Annotated in this window: 18 protein-coding genes; 7 read left to right on the forward strand and 11 right to left on the reverse strand. The window is 42.1% G+C overall.

Annotated features, from left to right (window positions below):
* Positions 1–42 precede the first annotated feature (42 nt).
* The 3 genes from epmA to CIK80_RS05590 all read right to left on the reverse strand — a co-directional run bounded on the left by epmA (position 43) and on the right by CIK80_RS05590 (position 3524).
* Entirely contained in the window at positions 43–1062 is a 1020-nt protein-coding gene (gene epmA, locus CIK80_RS05580; RefSeq protein ID WP_095569163.1) for an EF-P lysine aminoacylase EpmA, read from the reverse strand.
* Between the two features lie 78 nt (positions 1063–1140).
* A complete protein-coding gene (locus CIK80_RS05585; protein ID WP_257011689.1) occupies positions 1141–2262 on the reverse strand; it encodes a 4-phosphoerythronate dehydrogenase in 1122 nt (373 codons plus the stop codon).
* A 134-nt stretch (positions 2263–2396) separates the two neighbouring features.
* Positions 2397–3524, reverse strand: coding sequence for an AI-2E family transporter (locus CIK80_RS05590; RefSeq protein ID WP_062843738.1), 1128 nt, complete (start codon positions 3522–3524; stop codon positions 2397–2399).
* Between the two features lie 819 nt (positions 3525–4343).
* Between CIK80_RS05590 and CIK80_RS05595 the strand changes: the two genes are divergently transcribed.
* The 3 genes from CIK80_RS05595 (at position 4344) to CIK80_RS05605 (ending at position 8472) form a co-directional block, all read left to right on the forward strand.
* On the forward strand, positions 4344–6026 hold the full coding sequence (locus CIK80_RS05595; protein WP_179288328.1) for an NAD+ synthase: 1683 nt from the start codon (positions 4344–4346) through the stop codon (positions 6024–6026).
* A gap of 240 nt (positions 6027–6266) precedes the next feature.
* Entirely contained in the window at positions 6267–7541 is a 1275-nt protein-coding gene (locus CIK80_RS05600) for a hemolysin family protein (protein WP_095569165.1), read from the forward strand.
* Positions 7542–7716: 175 nt separating this feature from the next.
* Complete coding sequence (locus CIK80_RS05605) at positions 7717–8472, forward strand: phosphatase PAP2 family protein (RefSeq protein WP_095569166.1); 756 nt, start codon at positions 7717–7719, stop codon at positions 8470–8472.
* Between the two features lie 77 nt (positions 8473–8549).
* On the opposite strand, the gene CIK80_RS05610 is transcribed toward CIK80_RS05605, so the two are convergent.
* Positions 8550–9272, reverse strand: coding sequence for a YggS family pyridoxal phosphate-dependent enzyme (locus tag CIK80_RS05610; RefSeq protein WP_095569167.1), 723 nt, complete (start codon positions 9270–9272; stop codon positions 8550–8552).
* A gap of 275 nt (positions 9273–9547) precedes the next feature.
* Between CIK80_RS05610 and CIK80_RS05615 the strand changes: the two genes are divergently transcribed.
* Both CIK80_RS05615 and CIK80_RS05620 read left to right on the forward strand, forming a co-directional pair.
* Positions 9548–10603: a type IV pilus twitching motility protein PilT gene (locus CIK80_RS05615; RefSeq protein WP_062843734.1), complete on the forward strand. Its 1056-nt coding sequence runs from the start codon at positions 9548–9550 to the stop codon at positions 10601–10603.
* 147 nt (positions 10604–10750) lie between these two features.
* Positions 10751–11872 (forward strand): PilT/PilU family type 4a pilus ATPase, encoded by a 1122-nt coding sequence (locus tag CIK80_RS05620; protein WP_095569168.1) that lies wholly within the window; start codon positions 10751–10753, stop codon positions 11870–11872.
* 136 nt (positions 11873–12008) lie between these two features.
* Here CIK80_RS05620 and fur read toward each other — a convergent pair whose 3' ends face one another.
* Positions 12009–12443 (reverse strand): ferric iron uptake transcriptional regulator, encoded by a 435-nt coding sequence (gene fur / locus CIK80_RS05625; RefSeq protein ID WP_062843732.1) that lies wholly within the window; start codon positions 12441–12443, stop codon positions 12009–12011.
* A 324-nt stretch (positions 12444–12767) separates the two neighbouring features.
* Between fur and bamE the strand changes: the two genes are divergently transcribed.
* Positions 12768–13187 (forward strand): outer membrane protein assembly factor BamE, encoded by a 420-nt coding sequence (gene bamE / locus CIK80_RS05630; protein WP_062845808.1) that lies wholly within the window; start codon positions 12768–12770, stop codon positions 13185–13187.
* A 33-nt stretch (positions 13188–13220) separates the two neighbouring features.
* Here the strand turns inward: bamE and CIK80_RS05635 are convergent, their stop codons facing one another.
* The 4 genes from CIK80_RS05635 to CIK80_RS05650 form a co-directional block, all read right to left on the reverse strand.
* A complete protein-coding gene (locus CIK80_RS05635) occupies positions 13221–13619 on the reverse strand; it encodes an RnfH family protein (RefSeq protein WP_257011690.1) in 399 nt (132 codons plus the stop codon).
* Complete coding sequence (locus tag CIK80_RS05640; protein WP_095569169.1) at positions 13607–14728, reverse strand: hypothetical protein; 1122 nt, start codon at positions 14726–14728, stop codon at positions 13607–13609. Before CIK80_RS05640 ends, CIK80_RS05635 begins: the two co-directional genes overlap by 13 nt.
* Positions 14729–14962: 234 nt before the next feature.
* On the reverse strand, positions 14963–15631 hold the full coding sequence (locus tag CIK80_RS05645; protein WP_062843730.1) for a c-type cytochrome: 669 nt from the start codon (positions 15629–15631) through the stop codon (positions 14963–14965).
* A 316-nt stretch (positions 15632–15947) separates the two neighbouring features.
* Positions 15948–16283: a c-type cytochrome gene (locus CIK80_RS05650; protein WP_095569170.1), complete on the reverse strand. Its 336-nt coding sequence runs from the start codon at positions 16281–16283 to the stop codon at positions 15948–15950.
* Positions 16284–16710: 427 nt separating this feature from the next.
* On the opposite strand from CIK80_RS05650, the gene yihA reads away from it, so the two are divergent.
* Positions 16711–17466, forward strand: coding sequence for a ribosome biogenesis GTP-binding protein YihA/YsxC (gene yihA, locus CIK80_RS05655; protein WP_084387219.1), 756 nt, complete (start codon positions 16711–16713; stop codon positions 17464–17466).
* 103 nt (positions 17467–17569) lie between these two features.
* On the opposite strand, the gene CIK80_RS05660 is transcribed toward yihA, so the two are convergent.
* Both CIK80_RS05660 and CIK80_RS05665 read right to left on the reverse strand, forming a co-directional pair.
* Positions 17570–18283, reverse strand: coding sequence for an HAD-IA family hydrolase (locus tag CIK80_RS05660; RefSeq protein ID WP_095569171.1), 714 nt, complete (start codon positions 18281–18283; stop codon positions 17570–17572).
* Positions 18284–18431: 148 nt separating this feature from the next.
* Positions 18432–19442, reverse strand: a complete 1011-nt coding sequence (locus CIK80_RS05665; protein WP_095569172.1) for an RluA family pseudouridine synthase — start codon at positions 19440–19442, stop codon at positions 18432–18434.
* Positions 19443–19970: the final 528 nt, after the last annotated feature.

The following is a 19970-nucleotide window of genomic DNA, read 5'->3' on the forward strand; positions in this document are numbered from 1 at the left end:
AATGGCAAGCGACCATTTTTTTGTGCGAAGTTTTATACAAGATTAGGCCAATCTACTCGGAAAAGGAATCACTTCTTCTAAATTGCTAGCACCTGTAATCACCATCAGTAATCTATCTAGCCCAACCGCAATACCGCTACAGGGCATAAGCTCGTTAGAGGCTGCAATCAGATATTCATCGATTGGCATGACGGGCAAATTGTGGCGCGCGCGCAGTTGATTGTCTTTTTCGAAACGCGCTCTTAGTGCTTGACCATCTGCCAGCTCGTCATACGCGTTGGCAATTTCAATACCATTGATGTATAACTCAAAACGCTTGGCAACCTCATTGCCCTCTTTATCCAGTGCTGTCTTGGCCAATGCCGCTGTCGCAGGTGGATACTCTACAATCAACGTGGGTAAGTCATGGCCCAAATGTGGTTCGACCGCATGGCTAAACAACAAATCCAGCCAGCTTTGACGACGATCTGCCTCACTGTCACTACTGTGCTCACTATTGAAATCAAACCCCATTAGTCCTTTGTCTTCAGCGACTGCTTGCAACGCAGCCAGACTTGCCGTTAATGGATGTATGCCAACAAAATCCATAAACGCATCAACATAACGATAATGATTCATCACAACGGGATGGCCGTATAGCACTTCTAACAATTCGCCAACCTCAGTCGCCATGTCTGCCAAGCTATAGTTTGGTTGATACCATTCGAGCATGGTGAATTCTATATTGTGCCTTGTGCCAATTTCATTGTCTCGAAATACAGGACAAATCTGATAGATGGGTACTTGCCAACTCGCCAGCAAACGTTTCATGGCAAATTCAGGTGACGTGTGCAGATAGTACGTGCTGGGCTTGTCTTGATACGTCACTTGCGCCGCCACTGATTGTAAAAACGTATCTGTATTACCTGCTTGAGAAAGCAGCGGCGTCTGTACTTCTAGCACTTGCTGCTTTAGAAAAAACTGACGAATGCTATTCATAAACTGCGCGCGCTGCTGTGCCATCGCAAGTGACATCGTAGGTGCGTAGCTGGATCTGTGCGAAGAATGGCTGGCTTGATTCATTATTATCTACTACAACTGACGAATAATTATTTTTGGTTGATAGTTTTTAGACTGAGCGCATACATTGTGATTGAATGTTTAAGACTGCCACTCACGGCGCAGATGATAATCACGTCTCAGCTGATCAAAGTCAGCACCGTTTACTTGACCATCGACTACCTTTTCTCTTAGAGCCGAATCATCTTGCTTGATATCATAAAACTTACTCAATCTATCTGGATGTGCCTTTAGCTGCGACCACAAGAACATATTCAACGGCAATAATGCCTGCATAGATTGAGTCGGTGTGACCGACAATTTCTCACATAGCGCATCATAAATAATTTGTGTTCCACGCAGCTTACCTTCTACGGTATAACCAGCAATATGCGGCGTAGCAATGGCAAGCTTAGAGAGTAATCGCTCTGAAATTTGTGGCTCATGCTCAAACACATCTAACACCACTTGTCTGTTAGTACGTTCGATATCTGCTTCAAGGTCATTTGCATGAATGACAGGACCACGTGCGCTATTAATTAACATGGTATGGGCAGGCATCATCGCTAATGTCTCTGCATTGATTAGATGGTGCGTTGGATAGTCACTGCCGTTACTAGTATGCTGAGTATCTGTATTTTTGTGACTGGTCAATGGCACATGCAGACTGACGACATCACTCTGGCTCAGAACTTGCTCTAGGCTGGCATTGTTTATATCGGAAGGTGGTAGCAGTGGATCATAACCCAATACCTGCCAGCCTAAGTCGCTGGCATAATCAGCCAAGGTACTGCCAATATTACCCAGCCCAATAATGCCAAGCGTCATTGCCTGTTGCCAATACTGCGGTCGTAAAGTCAAGATAGCCGTCAACACATATTGCGCAACAGAATGCTTGCTACAGCCAGCCGCATTGGCAAACGTTATCTGGCGCGTCATCAAATACTCTTGATCGACATGATCGGTACCGATGGTGGCAGAACCCACAAATCGCACACTTTTATTAGCAGCCAATAATGCCTCACCTACTGGTGTCACCGAGCGTATCAATAAGATCTTAGGCTGCAACTCTGCTAGAAGGTCTGCATTGATATCCCGTCCAGCCACTGTGATGATATTGACAGTTTGGCCCGTTGCTTGTCCAAGCGTTGAAGCATTAAAAAACTCATCTAAGCTTGCGATATTGCTATCGGCAATGATTGTAATAGGTGTGGTCGTATCCATATTACCCTTCATAATAGTTGCAGCATTATTGTGGCTATTTTGATTTACAGTTTTTATCTAAAATCACGCTGCCAGAAATAACCTCAGAATTGCTAAGTTACTTTTTTGCAGTCAATTATTGACGACTGTGATACTCATTCTATTTTCTCTTCTGGAGGCAAAGTCTGGCTATCAATTAAAACCTTTTCTTGCGCCGCAAATAGCTCATTCTTGTGGTTCGAGATCCACTCACGCCATACCGCAAGTCCAATGGCTAAGACCACAGGGCCGATAAACAAACCAACGAAGCCAAAGGCCGTTAGACCACCCAATACACCAATGAAAATAATGATGAAAGGAATTTTGGTCGCGCCACTGATCACAATAGGACGGATCAAATTATCAACCCAGCTAATCACCAAAGTGCCCCACAGCGCCAAACCAATGCCTTCTACGGTGTAACCTTTACTCAGCAGCCAAATAGACACCCCGCCCCACACAAATGGTGTGCCAAAAGGAATCAAGGCAATAATAAATGTAACAATGGTCAATAGAATAGGACTTGGCGCACCAGCGAAGTAATAACCAACACCCGCCAATAGTGCCTGTGCTAAAGCAGTCAAACCGATACCATATACCACAGCGCGTGTGGTCGTACCCACCGAATCAATATAACCATCGATGCGATTGCCAATGATATTGCGTAACGCTTGACGAATTTGACGGATCAAACTGGTACCATCGCGGTAGAAAAAGAACAGGGTCATCAATGCCATACCAAGCTTTGCAAGACTACTGAACGCCACATCTAAAGCGACTTTGCCATAATACAAATGCGACTGCACCCACATCCGAAAAGCTTCAAGGGTTCCTTCAGGGTTTTTGTTGATTCGCCACAGCACATCTTTGACTTGCTGACCGATAACTGGCAAATCTTTAATAGAATTTGGTACATCCAAATAGCCGACTTTGACACGATACACGAGATTACTAATCAAGCTCAGGGCTTCTTGCTGAAGAATAAACACCCCAATCACAAGTGGTACACCTATTATTAAAGATATACTCACCGTCATAATAGCAGCACTAAAATTGGGGCTGAGCTTCACTTTTTCATAAAAAAAGTTATAAACCGGAAAAGTCACGTATGCCAGAATGGCTGCCCAAAGTGCCGGTACAATAAAAAATTGTATGACCTGAAAACACAATACGAATAATACAACCAATAAAGTAATAGCCAGCAAGCGCTGAATAATAAACTCTTTTGTCCAATTTTCAATCATAGCGTATAAGCCAAGAGCAGGTAGCAAAGCGTATCATCGCCTTGCTGGCAGGTTTATAAATATATGATGAACGCCAATTTACAGAGCTTATCTATAAACTGTGTCCATTAACGAGGGTTACGGGTTGTAATATAGCGGCAAACCGCTGTTTGATCGGCATTCAATAACAGCATACCCTACGCTATCACTGTCTACAAATGCTATTAAAATAAAGTCAAAATATTGCTATTAAGCTAATTTATTATGCAGCAAAAAAAGACCATTTTATAACGCTATGTTGTAATTTTTACTTACAACTTTCTCTATCTTAACTTACTAGACCATGACAACAGTATTCAAAACATCATACATACTTTTAGTCTATAAAAATAAAGCATACCAAACCGCTTTTATCTTTATGCATGAAACATATATCTTGAAAGGTAATTCACTGGCGCGTTCTATTTGTCAGGACAATTGATGTTATACTAAGAGTATTATCTTGAGCTTTTCAACATAGTTACGTTCATTTGAGCGCATTTATTTTGATGGTTATAAAGACATAGCATTTTTCAAACCAAAAACCTATTCAATACCTTTCTCTAGACTGTCGTATCTGACTTTTAGAGTCATGCCATAATTTTAGATATTATGCATCGGTATCGTATAGCGGGTTAAGTAAGATTGAGACTCATCATACGGGTTCTATATTAGAACTAAATATGAAAGAGTGTTATTTTGAGTGAGTTTCGGGGCGACTTTGATTTTATTGTAGATCAACACTGACCGACCAAATTTTAAATACTGTTTTTAAATACTATATCGATAGGAAAAATAACGATGTCAAAAGACACTGATAATCCCAATACCACTACTTCAAACGAGACCAGCAGGCCACAAGAGACTGTTACCTTTGCCTTGGCGCAATCGCACTTCTTAGTCGGTGATATCGCGACCAATACCGAAAAAATGCGTACCCTTGCGTTGCAAGCACGCGAACAAGGCGCAGACGTTATCGTTTTCCCAGAGCTTGCGCTATTGGGCTACCCTCCTCAAGATTTATTGTTACGCCCAAGCTTGTCGGGCCGTGTCAAAAACGCCTTATCAAACTTAAGTGATATCGACGATATCGTCATGATTGTTGGTTATCCACATGTGGACCATCATGGCACTTTTAACTCTGCCGCCATCTTACATAATGGTCATCAAAAGGGTTTTTATCACAAGCAAGTTTTGCCAAATTACGGCGTATTTGATGAGCGTCGCTACTTTGATAAAGGTCGCAATCAAGTTTTATTCGACTATAAGGGCATCACCATTGGTCTTCTTATTTGTGAAGACTTGTGGGAAAAAGGCCCAATCTCTGATCTGAAAAAACAAGGCGCTGATCTGATTGTCAGCTTAAACGCTTCCCCTTTTGAGATTGAAAAACAAGAAAACCGCAAAACCATGCTAGCCAAACGTAGCCGCGAAAACAACTTACCTATTTTGTATGTCAACGCCGTTGGTGGCCAAGATGACTTAGTGTTCGATGGTGGCTCTATGGCCGTACAAGCTGATGGTAGCGTTGCTCATGAAGCGCCGCGCTTTATGAATCAGCTATTATTGGCGACTTTGGATGTCAAAACAGCCAAGTTCAATAATCAACCCAAAGCCCCTTTGACTTTGAGTCGTGAGTCAGAGATGTATCAGGCATTGGTAGTTGGTCTACGCGACTATGTCAATCACTCAGGATTCTCTGGCATTATCGTTGGGTTATCAGGCGGTATTGATTCGGCCTTGACGCTATGTATCGCCGTTGACGCCTTAGGCGCTGACAAAGTATATGCGGTTATGATGCCGTACGAGTATACCTCTCAAATCAGCTTAGAAGATGCGCAGGCGCAAGCCCGCCGTTTAAATGTTTCTTATACGGTTTGTCCTATCTTTGATGCGGTTGAAGGCATTCGTCATACCCTAGCGCCACTATTTAATAAGTCGCCTGCCGATACCACTGAAGAAAACATCCAAGCCCGTGCACGCGGTGTTGTGTTGATGGCACTGTCCAATAAGTTCGGTCATCTGGTTATCACGACTGGTAACAAGTCCGAATTGGCGGTTGGTTATTCGACGCTATATGGTGATATGGCAGGCGGTTTCGATGTCTTAAAAGACGTGTACAAAACCCAAGTCTATAAGTTAGCCAGCTATCGCAACCGTTTAGAAGACACGCCTGTCATCCCTGAGCGTGTCATCACACGCCCACCATCAGCCGAACTACGCCCAGATCAAAAAGATCAAGACAGCTTGCCTGACTATGATGTATTGGATGGTATTTTGATGTCTTATATCGACGAGGACATGGGTTATCAAGACATCGTCGATAAAGGTTTTGATGCAGAATTGGTCGCAAAAGTCATTAAGATGGTCGATCATAACGAATACAAACGTTTGCAATCACCTATTGGCACCAAGATTAGCCACAAAGCCTTTGGCCGTGAGCGTCGTTATCCTCTGGTCAATAAATGGTCCATAAAAGGCTAACCGCTTCTGCTCACGCAACTTTTGCCTCTTAAAAGTTGCGCTGTGCTGATGGCCTAACCATTTTATAGAGAATTGGATTTTTTACCATTGGCTGGGAGATCTCCCAGCTTTTTTGGTTTCTATACACTTATCTTTTCCGTTTTTATACTTTCAAATTTGTTATAAACCATGCTTTACGTCTCCTTCTAATGAATTCTCTCACTATTATTTTTAACCCCCACATTTTTTACCGAGTATGTCATGAGTCTGCTAACTGCCAGTATTTTTCTTATTTTACTGCTAGCCTTAAGTGCTTTTGTTTCTGCTGCTGAGATTGCCATTGCGGCGGCTCGTAAGATTAAACTACAAATCATGGCAAAAGAAGGCGATGTTCGTGCCTTCGATGTGCTTAAAATGCAAGAACATTCTGGCAGTTTTATTACTGTCGTCCAAGTGGTGCTAAACGCTGTCGCGATTTCAGCAGGGGCAGTCGGAGAGTCTGCTATCAGCCCTTATCTACAGCAATTATTGGATAATGAAGCCGTAGCGTCTGTCATCTCGTTTATTGTGATTACCAGCTTATTCTCTCTACTTGCTGACTTGATGCCCAGACGTTTTGCGATGTCCAATGGTGAAATCATCGCGGTACGTCTTGTACGGCCCATGATGCTACTGATATTTTTCTTTAAGCCTGTCATTTGGGTATTTGATGGTGCGGCAAATATTGTTTTTAAGCTAATGGGTATCTCAACCATACGTCAAGATGATATGACACCAGAAGATATTTATGCCGTAATGGATGCAGGCGCAGAAGCAGGCGTCATCAAGAAGCAGGAACATCATCTCATCGAAAACATCTTTGATATGCAAGAGCGTACCGTCACCTCCGTCATGAATCCGCGCGAAAACATCGTGTATTTCGATACCAAGACCACTACCGAAGACGTTGTTGAAGTGATGATTGAGCAGCCACACAATAAATTTTTGGTGTGCTATGAAGATGACTTAGAACAAATCTTGGGTTATGTAGAGTCACGCAGTTTTTTGGCGTTAGTTTTAAACCAACAACAGGTCAGCTTGACCGATAAAGCGCTCCTCAAGCCCGCGCTGTTTGTTCCTGATACCTTATCTTTGTTCGAAGTTCTAGAGATGTTTAAATCTACTGGGGCGGACTTTGCGGTTATCGTCAATGAATATGGATTGGTGGTGGGCGTCATTACCCTCAAAGATGTAATGAGCATCGTTATGGGAGAGCTTGTGACTACCGAGGAGCAGCCAATTGTCCAGCGTACAGATAACTCTTGGTTGATCGACGGTATGACCCCGATTGAAGATGTGGTTCGTGCTTTGGATATTGTCAGCTTACCGCGTAGTCAAAACTATGAAACTATTAGCGGGTTTATGATGTACATGCTACGTAAAATTCCAAAGAAAACGGACACGATTGAGTATGCCAATTATCGGTTTGAAATCATCGCCACTGATAACCTCAAAATCACTCAGATGTTGGTAACCAAGTTTGAAGACCCCGAATAAAGTAGCTACTCTCGTTACGTGGAATTTGTCCCTACATCGAGTATTCGCCACTACATACAATCTTTTCAACATTTGATAATCATTGAATAACGCGAAACACTCTCTAAAAATGTTAAGGTAAGCGCTTTTTGTGTCTATTGTCATAAAAATAGATGGATCAAAAGGCGCGTATATTATGGAAGCAGATATTAAAAAAGCAGGCTTTTTGTCTATTGTTTTGATCATAGGCTTGAGAATAGCGCTGTTACTTATTTGGCTGTTCTCTCAACTGGCGGAGAACGTGTTGGAAGATAGGCTCGAAAGGTTTGACAGTAGTGCCATTGGATTTTTTGAAACACTGCAAACCTCAACACTTGATGTTATTTATACCTCGGTCACTCATATGGGCTCTGTCTGGTTTGTAACCAGCTTATCTGTCGTTGTGATTTTATCACTTTGGTTCAAAGCCAAAGATAAATGGGCAACGCTTTTTTTTATCATAGCCGTCGGCGGTACTGGAGCGCTGACTTGGTTGTTAAAGCAAATCTACGAGCGAGGGCGACCTTCTATTAACGAAGCAATCGACGCGATTGGTTTTAGTTTTCCGAGTGGTCACTCGATGGGCTCGCTGGTTTTTTATGGATTCCTCATTTATTTGATAGTAAGAAGCCAGCAGAACAAAGTGATAAAAATAGGCTTCTCTATGGCATTGGCTTTACTCATTTTACTTATCGGTACGAGCCGAATTTACTTGGGCGCCCACTTTCCCAGTGATATTATTGCCGGTTATATCGCAGGCACCATCTGGTTGACACTTTGTATATTGGTGCTTGAATGGATACGATGGCAACGCTCAAGCCAAGTACATCTTGGTCATGCCCTACAAAGCATTTTTTTCTTCAGTTATGGACTGTTCAGGCACCAAGACAATAAAGCAATACATAAGCCTTAATAAATCATAGATGCAAAAAGGCGCTTGCAAGGAAAAGCAAACGCCTGATATTTATAGATCATATGGACTATCTTGGTTTACAGCTGATTTCTTGCGCCGAAGATGGCAGTTCCAACGCGTACCATTGTAGAACCGTTGGCGATTGCCTCTGTCATGTCCCCACTCATTCCCATACTCAAAGTATCCCAGCCACTCAGCTCTGGGTGACGCTGTTTAATCTCATTAAACAACTGCTTGGTTCGAGCAAATGCATCAGTGTCGGCCTTAGCAGGAATGATCATCAAGCCGCGCAACTGTAATCGCTCATAGTCTTTAATCGCCTTGATTAAATCAGGTAACTGCTCTGGCAAACACCCTGACTTACTTGTTTCATTGTCAATATTTAGCTGAATCAATACATTCAATGGCGACATATCAGCTGGGCGCTGATCATTTAAGCGCTTGGCAATAATGTCACGTTCGACCGTTTGTACCCAATCGAAATGCTCAGCGATATCACGAGTTTTATTACGCTGGATACTGCCAATATAATGCCAAATAATAGTGGTACAGTCATGCTGTGCTTTTAGGCTAGTAATTTTTTCTACCGCTTCTTGTAAGTAGTTTTCGCCAAAATGTGCTTGTCCTTGCTGCGCCAACGTCGCAATCATCTCAGCAGGTTTGGTTTTAGAGACAGCCAATAGAACAACATCTTTGGTTTGTCTCTCGACTTTATCACAAGCTTGACTCATCTGTTCACTGACTTGCTGCCAATTATTAATGAGGCTTTGACTATCTATATTATTTTCATCGTTTTTCATATAAAGCTCGCAAGGATAATTTGATCAAATATTAAATAAAAAGCGCTTTAATTATAAGCATAACTAATTTTGCATTTTGTTGATGTAGTAGATGGTTAAATGCCAATAGTCTTGTTATTATATTGTTACATGGATTAACAAATACAACCAATTACTAGCGTTCATTTCCTCGCTTACTCTTCATCGAAGTCCTTGCTCTAAAAGCGCATCTAACGATTGGCAACCGTATATTCTATGCTTTTTTGTCCCACTTTCATTGATAGGAATATCTGATCATGGCTGAAAAAAACCCCTTAAGTATTGAAGATTTGCTTCGCTTCACCGTCAAGCATAAAGCATCAGATTTACATATTTCAGCTGGTATGCCGGCTATGATTCGCGCCGATGGTGAGATGACTAGAATCAATATGCCTTCAATGACGCATCAAGTGGTGCATCAGCTTATTTATGACATCATGAATGATAAGCAGCGTGCCGATTTTGAAGAGTTTTTTGAAACAGATTTTTCTTTTGAGATTCCCAATTTGGCCCGTTTTCGGGTGAACGCCTTTAATCAAAATCGTGGTGCGGGCGCTGTTTTTCGGACCATTCCCTCTAAAGTTCTTACCATGGAAGATTTGGGGATGGGCGATGTATTTAAACGTGTCTCAGACTTTAAGCGTGGTGTCGTATTGGTGACAGGCCCTACAGGTTCAGGAAAATCAACCACATTGGCAGCCATGATTGACTATATCAATGAAACTCGTAAAGAGCATATTTTAACCATTGAAGATCCCATTGAATTTGTTCATGAATCCAAAAAAAGTCTTATCAACCAACGTGAGGTTCACCGCGATACATTAGGCTTCGAGCCAGCACTCCGCTCTGCCCTACGTGAGGATCCAGATGTTATTTTGGTCGGTGAGCTACGTGATCTTGAAACCATTCGTTTGGCATTGACAGCCGCAGAAACTGGTCACTTAGTATTTGGCACATTACACACAAGCTCAGCCGCCAAAACGATTGACCGAGTTATCGATGTATTTCCCGCAGCAGAAAAAGATATGATTCGTGCCATGTTATCTGAATCATTACAAGCGGTGATTTCACAAACGCTGCTACGTCGTCAAACAGGCGGGCGTGTTGCTGCACACGAAATCATGCTGGGCACACCTGCTATTCGTAACTTGATACGTGAAAACAAAATCGCTCAGATGTATTCAGCGATTCAGACGGGGGCAGGTGACGGCATGATTACCCTTGATCAAACCTTGAAGAACTTAGTAGGAAAAGGCACCATCAGTAAAGATGTGGCTCGCCCTTATGCCAAACAGCCTGAGGCATTTTTGTAGTATCATCGATCCTATATTGCCAGCCCTTCGTTATTGATAGAAGCATTGGCAATATAGGATATTTATTTTCACTGATCATTATTAGCGATTTTGAACACATAATTTTAGACTTCTCTTTAATCGATTTACATCGAGTGCAGGTACGATATGGATATTGACAAACTATTGCAGCTAATGATCAATAAAAATGGCTCTGATCTTTTTATTACCGCTGATGTGGCACCTTCCATGAAAATAAATGGAAAAATCCTGCCAGTAGGTAAAACACCGTTGAGTGCTGATCAAACCATGAGACTGGTCAAAGGAGTTATGACGCCTTCTCAGCAAAAAGAATTTGAAGAGACCAATGAATGCCAGTTTGCTATCTCTGATGAGGCTCAACAAGCCCGTTTTCGGGTTAGTGCTTTTATACAGCGTGACATGGCAGGAATGATTTTACGAAAAATTGAAAATAAAATCCCAACCGTCGAAGAGCTACGCCTACCACCTGCTCTAAAAGAGCTGGCAATGAAAAAAAGAGGCATTATTTTGTTGGTTGGTGCTACTGGTACAGGCAAATCTACTACGCTTGCTGCTATGATCGGACATCGCAATCAAAATTCTCACGGTCATATCATCACCATTGAAGATCCGATTGAATTTGTCCATAAACATCGTGGTTGCATCATTACCCAACGTGAAGTTGGTCTCGATACCCACTCGTTTGAAGCGGGTCTAAAAAATACTTTGCGCCAAGCGCCTGATGTTATTTTAATTGGTGAGATTCGCAACCGAGAGGTCATGAGCTATGCCATTCAATATGCCGAAACAGGGCATCTGGTATTTGCAACATTACACGCAAACAATGCCAACCAAGCCATTGACCGTATTATTCACTTTTTTGAAACCAGTCGTCACAATCAACTATTTATGGATTTGTCCCTAAACCTACAAGCCATTATTGCTCAGCAACTCATTCCAACTCCAGATGGTAAAGGGCGACGCGCTGCTATTGAGATTTTATTAAACTCCCAGCTGATTAGTGACTATATTCGTAAAGGTGAGGTTCATGAAATCAAAGATGTCATGACGCGTTCGCGTGAGAGTGGCATGCAAACCTTTGATCAAGCTTTGTTTGACTTATATGAGCAAGGAGAAATCACATACAAAGAAGCGATTCTTCATGCGGACTCTCCCAATGACTTACGCTTAAAAATCAAACTGAGTAGTAAAAATGGTATGGCGAATCTGGACGAAGGCGCTGATAGCTTATCATTAGACATCACTTAGATATTTTTAACCTGTCCTCCTTACAACAGAGCAAAACCTTCCATCACAAAAAAAGCCTTTATTAGTGATAATAAAGGCTTTTTTTAGTTTGAGGGCAATGCTCACGTTTGGCTTGAGAAAATCAAGCTAGGCCTGATTATTTGGCACTATCTCGACATTCTTGGTTATTACAAATGCCATATAATACCAATGAATGCCCTGACAGTTTAAAACCATGTTTTTCTGCTACTTTGAGTTGTTCTTCTTCGATTACTTCGTTATGAAATTCTATAATCTTGCCACAAACATCACAAACCAGATGATCGTGGTGACCTTCTTGAGTGATCTCAAACACAGATAAATTGTTTTCAAAATTGTGGCGTTCGACGATTCCTGCTTGCTCAAACTGCGTTAATACTCTGTAAACAGTCGCTAGGCCCACATCCTCGCCTTGATCAATCAGCGCCTTATAAATTTCTTCTGCACTCATGTGATGCAACTCAGCACTTTCAAGCAACTCTAAAATCTTGATACGAGGTAACGTAACCTTTAAGCCGGCTTTACGTAAATCTTGATTGGTAAAAGAAGCCATAATATTCCTTCTGACTGTGACAGTCTTAGCAAATAAAAATCCAAAAATATAAAATAAACAATCGTTAGTGATTATTTTCTATTCAATATAAAATTTTTTAATAAGGACTCACTGAGTTTTTGTAAATAAATGGCCACGCTCTTATTTTTTGGAATATGAATGCAAGTCCATGAATTTAAAATATAAATAATAAACCTACTCAGGTAGTGTTTGGTAAATAATGTCGTAAGTGGTAGGAAATTGCAAGTAAATGACGTATCATTTGTCCAAGATTATCGGTCAGATCAGCTTCAATCAACTTTGGCCGCGCCTAATTCATTGCTTATGAGTCATCTTACCATGATAAAGACATTAAATTTTCGTCCATTAAGCCGTACCAGCGCATTACGCAAGATTGCTATTACCAGTATGCTTAGCGCTGCTGTTGCGATGTCTGGCTGCTCATTATTGAGTGTTTATAAGATTGATTTGCCACAAGGCACGGCGATTACTCAAACCCAAGCACAAAAAATACAAGTGGGTATGAACCAAAACCAAGTGCTCTATATTCTTGGTAGTCCAGCCATCAGGGACACACTTGAACCCAAGCGTTGGGACTATATTTACGACTATCAAGCTGGTACAGAAGGACGCCGCAAAGGTATCGCTGATGTCAAAGATGCCAGCCAGCATTTGGTTATTTACTTCGATGACAACGGTTTGGTTAATCGTATCGAAGGTATTGACAGTCTGCCAGCTTCTTAATTGCTATCAATTTCTTAATAGTAGAAACTGACTCTAAAGACTGTTCTGTAAACCACGAGATTTGCTTTTGCGCTGAGACATTGGATCAGCGCTTAAGCTACGATATACCTCAATACGATCAAGCGGCTGCAATATATAACTAAGCGGCTGTTTTTTTGCATAGACGCCAACATGCCATTGTTTTGCGGTTGGTGTGGCATTGTCCATAACCTCTTGACACCAGCTTGCAAGCTCTGGAAACTTTGCTAGCCAATCTGCCTGCTCAAGCGCGTCATACAAACTGCTGCCTTGACTCACTTGTAAAGCCAGATAATGCTGACGCTTTGCATCCTCGGCATATGCCAAATATACGGTCATTAGCATGGGTTGCTCAGACCCTATTGCCGCCTCATGACTGTCTTTATCGTGACTGTCCACCGTTAGCTCAACCACTGCATTACCCAACCTATTAGCGCTAATAAAAGTGCTAATGGCACGACCAAACGTATCGCCACCCGCCATAAGTTATAAAATGCTTCATTACCAAAGTTCAATGACTTACGTAAATGACTGATTTTCATTTGCCAGCCTGCGAAGATTGACAGCAATAAGACGGCTACCGTACTCACAATAACCAAAATACCGACTAGCCACGTAGTCGGAACAGCCACTACTAATACCAATGCCAATACAAAAGTAGCAATCAAACTGATCATTAGGCCAAACTTATGCGCTAACTGCTGAGTACTATAGTGCAGCAAGTAACTGGCCACAAACAATACGCCGCCCCAATATAAAAGCTGCCCAATCGGCGGCACTGCCATGCCACTAAGTAGTAGCACCACTACCCCAACCAACAATTGCAATATCCAAATCGGTAATACCGACTTGGTAGCACGATACTCGCTGGTCGCACGCTTTTGCACATTATGGGTGTTTGCTGTGATTACTTGTTTGGCGACCAGATTTTGACCGAACCAATATAAACCGGTACCTGCGCCTACACTGACCAATGCTAATGCGACAGCACGTGCCCATTCGCTTAAATTAATGCCAGTCATAGCAAAGTGAGTCGTGGGTAAGCCGTTTGCCAGACCCATTAGCAGTCCTACCACCATTAACCCGAGTCCAATAGGTAAAGGTGCAACGCCTAGCAAACTCAGCAACACAGTGATGACAATTAAACCTGCTGCTAACGCAAAGCTTGGCACATCAGGCACGCTATTAAGTTCCGTCAGGGCTGCCAATATACCCGTGCTAGCACCAGATATTACTAAGGCGGCAATAACAATAGACACGAGCGCTGCCAACCAACCAAAACTGCGCCACACTGGACTGGCATCCGCTTCGCGAGTAAGCTTTTGCATACCTGCTAATGGTGCATCAACACTTCGATACGCCAATGCTATTTCGGCATAAACGACAGGCAGTGATACCACTATCATGGCTAATAGCCAGAGCAGCCAAAAATCGATTTCGCCAACTGATGCTGGCACAAACCAACGGAATAGTAGTAACGGTAGCAATGCGGCAATAAAGTAAGAAGCATAACGGATCATCATAATATAAATCCAAACGATCTAAAGGGAATAACGACAATGTATAATCACACAGAGCAATGGCAAACGCCTGTATATGATTTTACTTTGATATTGTCTCTATAATATAGGGGACGGACAGTTATAAAAAAACCCCGAAATCGGGGTTTAGTAACTAAATAATAACCAATGTGTGCTCAAGTGGCGCGCAACTTAAATCAAAATTCAGCACCACGTACTGTAAGTGATACCAATGAATTAGTGAATAGCGCTGATGTAGTCTGACAAGACACGAATGTCACGATCCGACAGTTTTGATGCCACTGTCTGCATCATACCCATCTCGCCTTCTTTTGCAGCATCGTTGACACGTTTTTGCTCATCACTATCAATATCATCCACACGACCTGCGGCACGGAATAGTTTTAGCTGAGTGGCGATATATTGAGCATGCTGACCACCGAGTTTTGGAAACGCAGCCCACACATTACCAGCGGCATCTGGACCATGACAGCCTGCACAACCAATCACACCGCGCGACTTGTCACCACCCAAGAAAAGCTTGGTTGCTTCTTGATTGGTTGCAGGATTACCAAAACCCACACCCCAAGGCGCTTGACTGGCATAGTAACCAGCGACATTGGCTAAGTCTTGTTGAGACAGGTTTGCTACTTGCGATTGCATGATACCATTTTTACGGTAACCTGCTTTAAAGTTGACCAACTGTTTATAAAGATACTTTACGTTTTGACCACCTAAATTAGGCTGCGCAGGAACCACACTGACACCGTCGACACCATGACAAGCCGCGCAAACAGCTTCTGCAACTTGCTTACCAGCATTGACATCGTATTCAGGAACAATAATAGCAGCTTGTACGCTGAAACTTGCAACGCATAAGCTGGCAGCAGCGATTAACTTTTTCATTGATACAAATCCTACTAGCTCGGCGTAAGCATTATTTAGAGTGATTGTACTGATAAGATACCTAGTATAAGCTACCCCTTTCTTAATAGGCAGACATGTATTTTAAGGTCTTGGACACAAGCAGTCTGAAAGTACTTACTAACATCAGGGTTTATTTTTAATTATTATAGCAAGACTTTGTAGTATTTGCCTACTTAATCGTTACATTCATCAGTTTTTCAACGACGTATCAAAGCAAGCGCCAAATATAAAGTGCATTCACTGCCTAAGTTCTTACCTCCCTATTTTGTAGGGTTTGGTGGTGCCAGTAAGTCTATTACTTGCTCATATATTCAATCAGCTTGCGATAATCATCATCGCTACAATTGTTACAGAGACCACCAGCTGGCATTTGAGTCATCCCATTTTTCACTGAATTAATCAGGGCTGGCATACTTTTTTGTTTCATAAGTTGTTGCCACTTGGCACTATCACCTTTTTTGATAGCATTTAGCGCCCCACTATCATGACAGGCGGCACATGAGTTATCATAGGTAGTAGCGATGTCGGCCGCACTAGCACTGGTCATCATCGCACTCCCTAATAGTAAGGCAGCGCCGCTACCAATTAAAAGACGATGAGTTTGGTTGAGAAGCGTGGTGATTGAGAACATAGGACACCTCCATTTAGTGCGTCATTCGTTTAATCAATCATTTTATTAAACGGCATTCATTCAATATAGTTAACTAAACATATCTTAATAAACATTGTAACAATGTATGTCATATAAACCCAGATAAATATAGTTTGGCTTTGGTAACGTGTTTTAGCGAGCGATAAATTCTAAAAATGACTGGTGAGACTTATTGTTACGATGACATTTATATGATGTTAATCATCGTTATTTCAATCAGTAAGACCTGTAATAGTATAGAATAGTCGATAATATGAGATGACTGTTTGATTGCTTATAAGACCATAGATTTTTCAGATAATTTCTCATCACTGTATATAGTTCTTCTGCCTCATGTTCCATCAAAATAGCCAGCGGACTAAATTTCACGACTGTATCCATTTTTTTAAAGATTAATGAGCCATTTATGAGTACCCCGTTTACCGATGTTGCCGCAGAACATGCGTTGTTCAACACCAAATCTCGTCAAAAAATTCAGCAAACAGAATTTATGACCTCAGCGCCTACCTTTCGCCTCTGTCCCCCTGATATAGGATTAGAGGTTGCTTTTGCAGGACGCTCAAACGCAGGCAAATCTTCGGCTATTAATGCCTTGACCAATCAGCGCCAGCTGGCACGCTCTTCCAAAACACCTGGGCGTACGCAGATGATTAACTTCTTTAGTATTGGCAGTACGGATAGAAGATTGGTTGATTTACCCGGTTATGGATATGCTGCGGTGCCACTTGAGATGAAAAAAGAGTGGCAGGTGGAGCTAGAAGAATATTTGGTATCCCGCTCAAGTCTTGCAGGTTTGGTATTGATGACTGATATTCGTCATCCCCTCAAGTTCTTTGACGAGCAAATGCTGCACTGGGCAAAAGATGGCGAGCTGCCTGTACATATCTTGCTCACTAAAGCAGATAAGCTAAAATATGGTGCATCTAAAAATGCGCTTTTGAATACCCGTAAACGTCTCAAAAAACTGGGATTAAAGTGCACCATTCAACTCTTTTCTGCTTTACGAAAAGAAGGTTTGGATGAGCTGGCAGGCGTGATGGGTAACTGGTATGACTATCAGCTTAATGATGACAAACTCATTGAGACCGATCTTAGTGAGCCAAACGAGACTGAAAATGGCGACAATGAATTATTAAATGTTGCACAAGATACCGATAAGTAAAAAAGCGCTAACTAAGCACCGTCTGTCATAAAAAGGGTTTATCGTTATTTGCGATAAACCCTTTTTGATTGGTGTATTTATTGAACAGTTATAGCTTTTTGCACTATCCACATAATAGATCTACTAAGGCCTGCGGCGTATCCACTTGATAAGTCGGCTGCTGAGCGGCAAGCTCTGCACTTGATGCTGTACCATAATTCACTGCGATACTGGTCATTCCTAACTGCGTGGCCATTTGAATATCATAAATGCTATCGCCAATAAAAACGGCATTGGCGATTGGCTGCTGTGTGTCATTCAAAATGTCAGTTAGCATTTGCGGGTCAGGTTTTGATCCTGCTTCATCAGCACAGCGTGTCATGACAAAATAATGATGGCTGTTAGAGGCATCCAATACTCGATCCAGCCCTTTTCTTTTTTTGCCAGTGGCGACCGCAAGGCTTTTTCCCTGATGTCGTAAGCTCTGAAGCATATCTTCTATTGGTGTAAAGAACGGAGTGCGATGACTATTGGGAATATAATACTCCGCATAACTTTGTTGAATGGCGAGCTTTTGCGCGTCATTTGCTTGAGGATATAGAATCTCAATACCCTTCATTAAGCTCAGTCCAATGATGTCTTGTACTTCTTTATCCGTTGTCTGAAACCCATGAGCGTCTCCAGCCACATGCATAGACTCAACAATCAAGCCAATAGAATCCATCAACGTGCCATCCCAATCAAAAATAATCAGCGTTTTATCTGCCAAAAGATGAGGGTCTGATAACAGGCCTTCCTCAGTCGGTACTCGATTGGGTGCGATGGATGATTTACTCATGAATTGACCTTAGCGAATAGCAGTGATAAATAGGAGATACAAAAACGTCACGGCAAATTATTAAGCATTAATAATAAGGTATCGTGACGTTTAAAAAGATAGGTTTCAATAGAAGCAGCTTGTGGATAATCACTTCTACGCTTCAGTTTTACTCAGGCAATTTGGTTTGCTCTGGCAACCAGTCTGCCATGTCATCTGGCAATGGTGCTGTAATGGTTTCGTAGCCTGGAATATCTAAGCGCCACGCGTGTAGGCACAGACGATGGACACCTGATTTGTCATGTACGTTGTACTTATCATCTCCCAAGATTGCATGACCAATATGGGCCAAATGCACACGGATTTGATGGGTACGACCTGTCAGTGGCTTGGCTTCGATTAAGCTCACAGGTTGATCTGCCAGCATAAAGCGGTTGTGGACGATGATATCCGTCTGGCTTTCTTTGGCTTGTGGATCTTGAGCGTCAATTTTGACACGGCGCTCACCACTAGCAAGGGTATAGCGTAGCAATGGTGCATCAATACGTTGTTCATTAAGCACAGGCTGACCTTTTGCCAGACATAAATAATGCTTTTGAATGGTTTTGTCCACCAAATGCTGCTGCAACGTTTTGAGTGCTGAGCGTTTTTTGGAAATCATGAGCAGCCCTGAGGTATCTTTATCGATACGATGTACCAGCTCTAGGTATTTTTTACCTGTCACTTCGCGCATGGCTTCGATAACACCAAAGTCCAGACCGCTACCACCATGCACTGCAATGCCAGAAGGTTTGTTGAGAACCATCATGCCTTCATCTTCATAAACCACACGCGCCAGCAAGCTGTTGGCAAACTCGGTGCTGATGATTGGCTTGTCACGCGTTGCCAGCTCCACAGGGGCAATACGAACCACGTCTTCACGCTGTACTCGATCATGCGCTTTACAACGCTTATTATTAACACGCACTTCATCAGAGCGAATCATTTTATAGATATGTGATTTTGGCAAGCCTTTTAAGCGATTGAGCAAAAAGTTATCCAAACGCTGGTCGTGCTGATGGCGTGTGACTTCAAGGTAGTTCACCTTGCCAAAGTTGCTGATCTCATCGTCAGCGCTTTGCGGGCGTGTTTTGCTGTTAAAAATAGCAGGGGCTTCGTGAGCAGGGGCTTCATCAGTCATTTTTGAGTTCGTCATTTTTAGTTAGGTATTTACACAAAGATTTGTTATAGTTTAGCATGTTGAGCGACAATTAAGCAGAAGCTGTAGCAATAATCATTGTTGTTTCAGATAGTTTATGACTATTTTTACTACTTGTTAGTAGAGTGGTATACGCTATATACCCTGTAGAGATTGGACGTTTCATCTGATTTTAGGGCGCATTGTTTATTTGCAGATATCAATGATAGATATTCATAGATAAGCCCCCATAAATTGAGGAAACCGCACTGATTGTAATCAATTACACGAGATCGTCAGTGCTATAAAATAAATAGTGACACTACATACCTTTGTGTTCATAAAATCAGGGTGATTGAATTTGGCAAAATGCCTGTTTATTGACCGACTGATAATGACACGACATTGACTCACAACCCGCATGACAACGACTTTATTCGATAACTATTTATTATTTAATAATTACTTATCTGATGGTCTCTTACGCGAGCAAAGCTGAGCAAGTATGGATGGTTTAACGTTAGGATCGAG

Origin of the sequence: Psychrobacter sp. JB193 (assembly GCF_002285555.1) — a bacterium.
Lineage (GTDB): Bacteria > Pseudomonadota > Gammaproteobacteria > Pseudomonadales > Moraxellaceae > Psychrobacter > Psychrobacter alimentarius.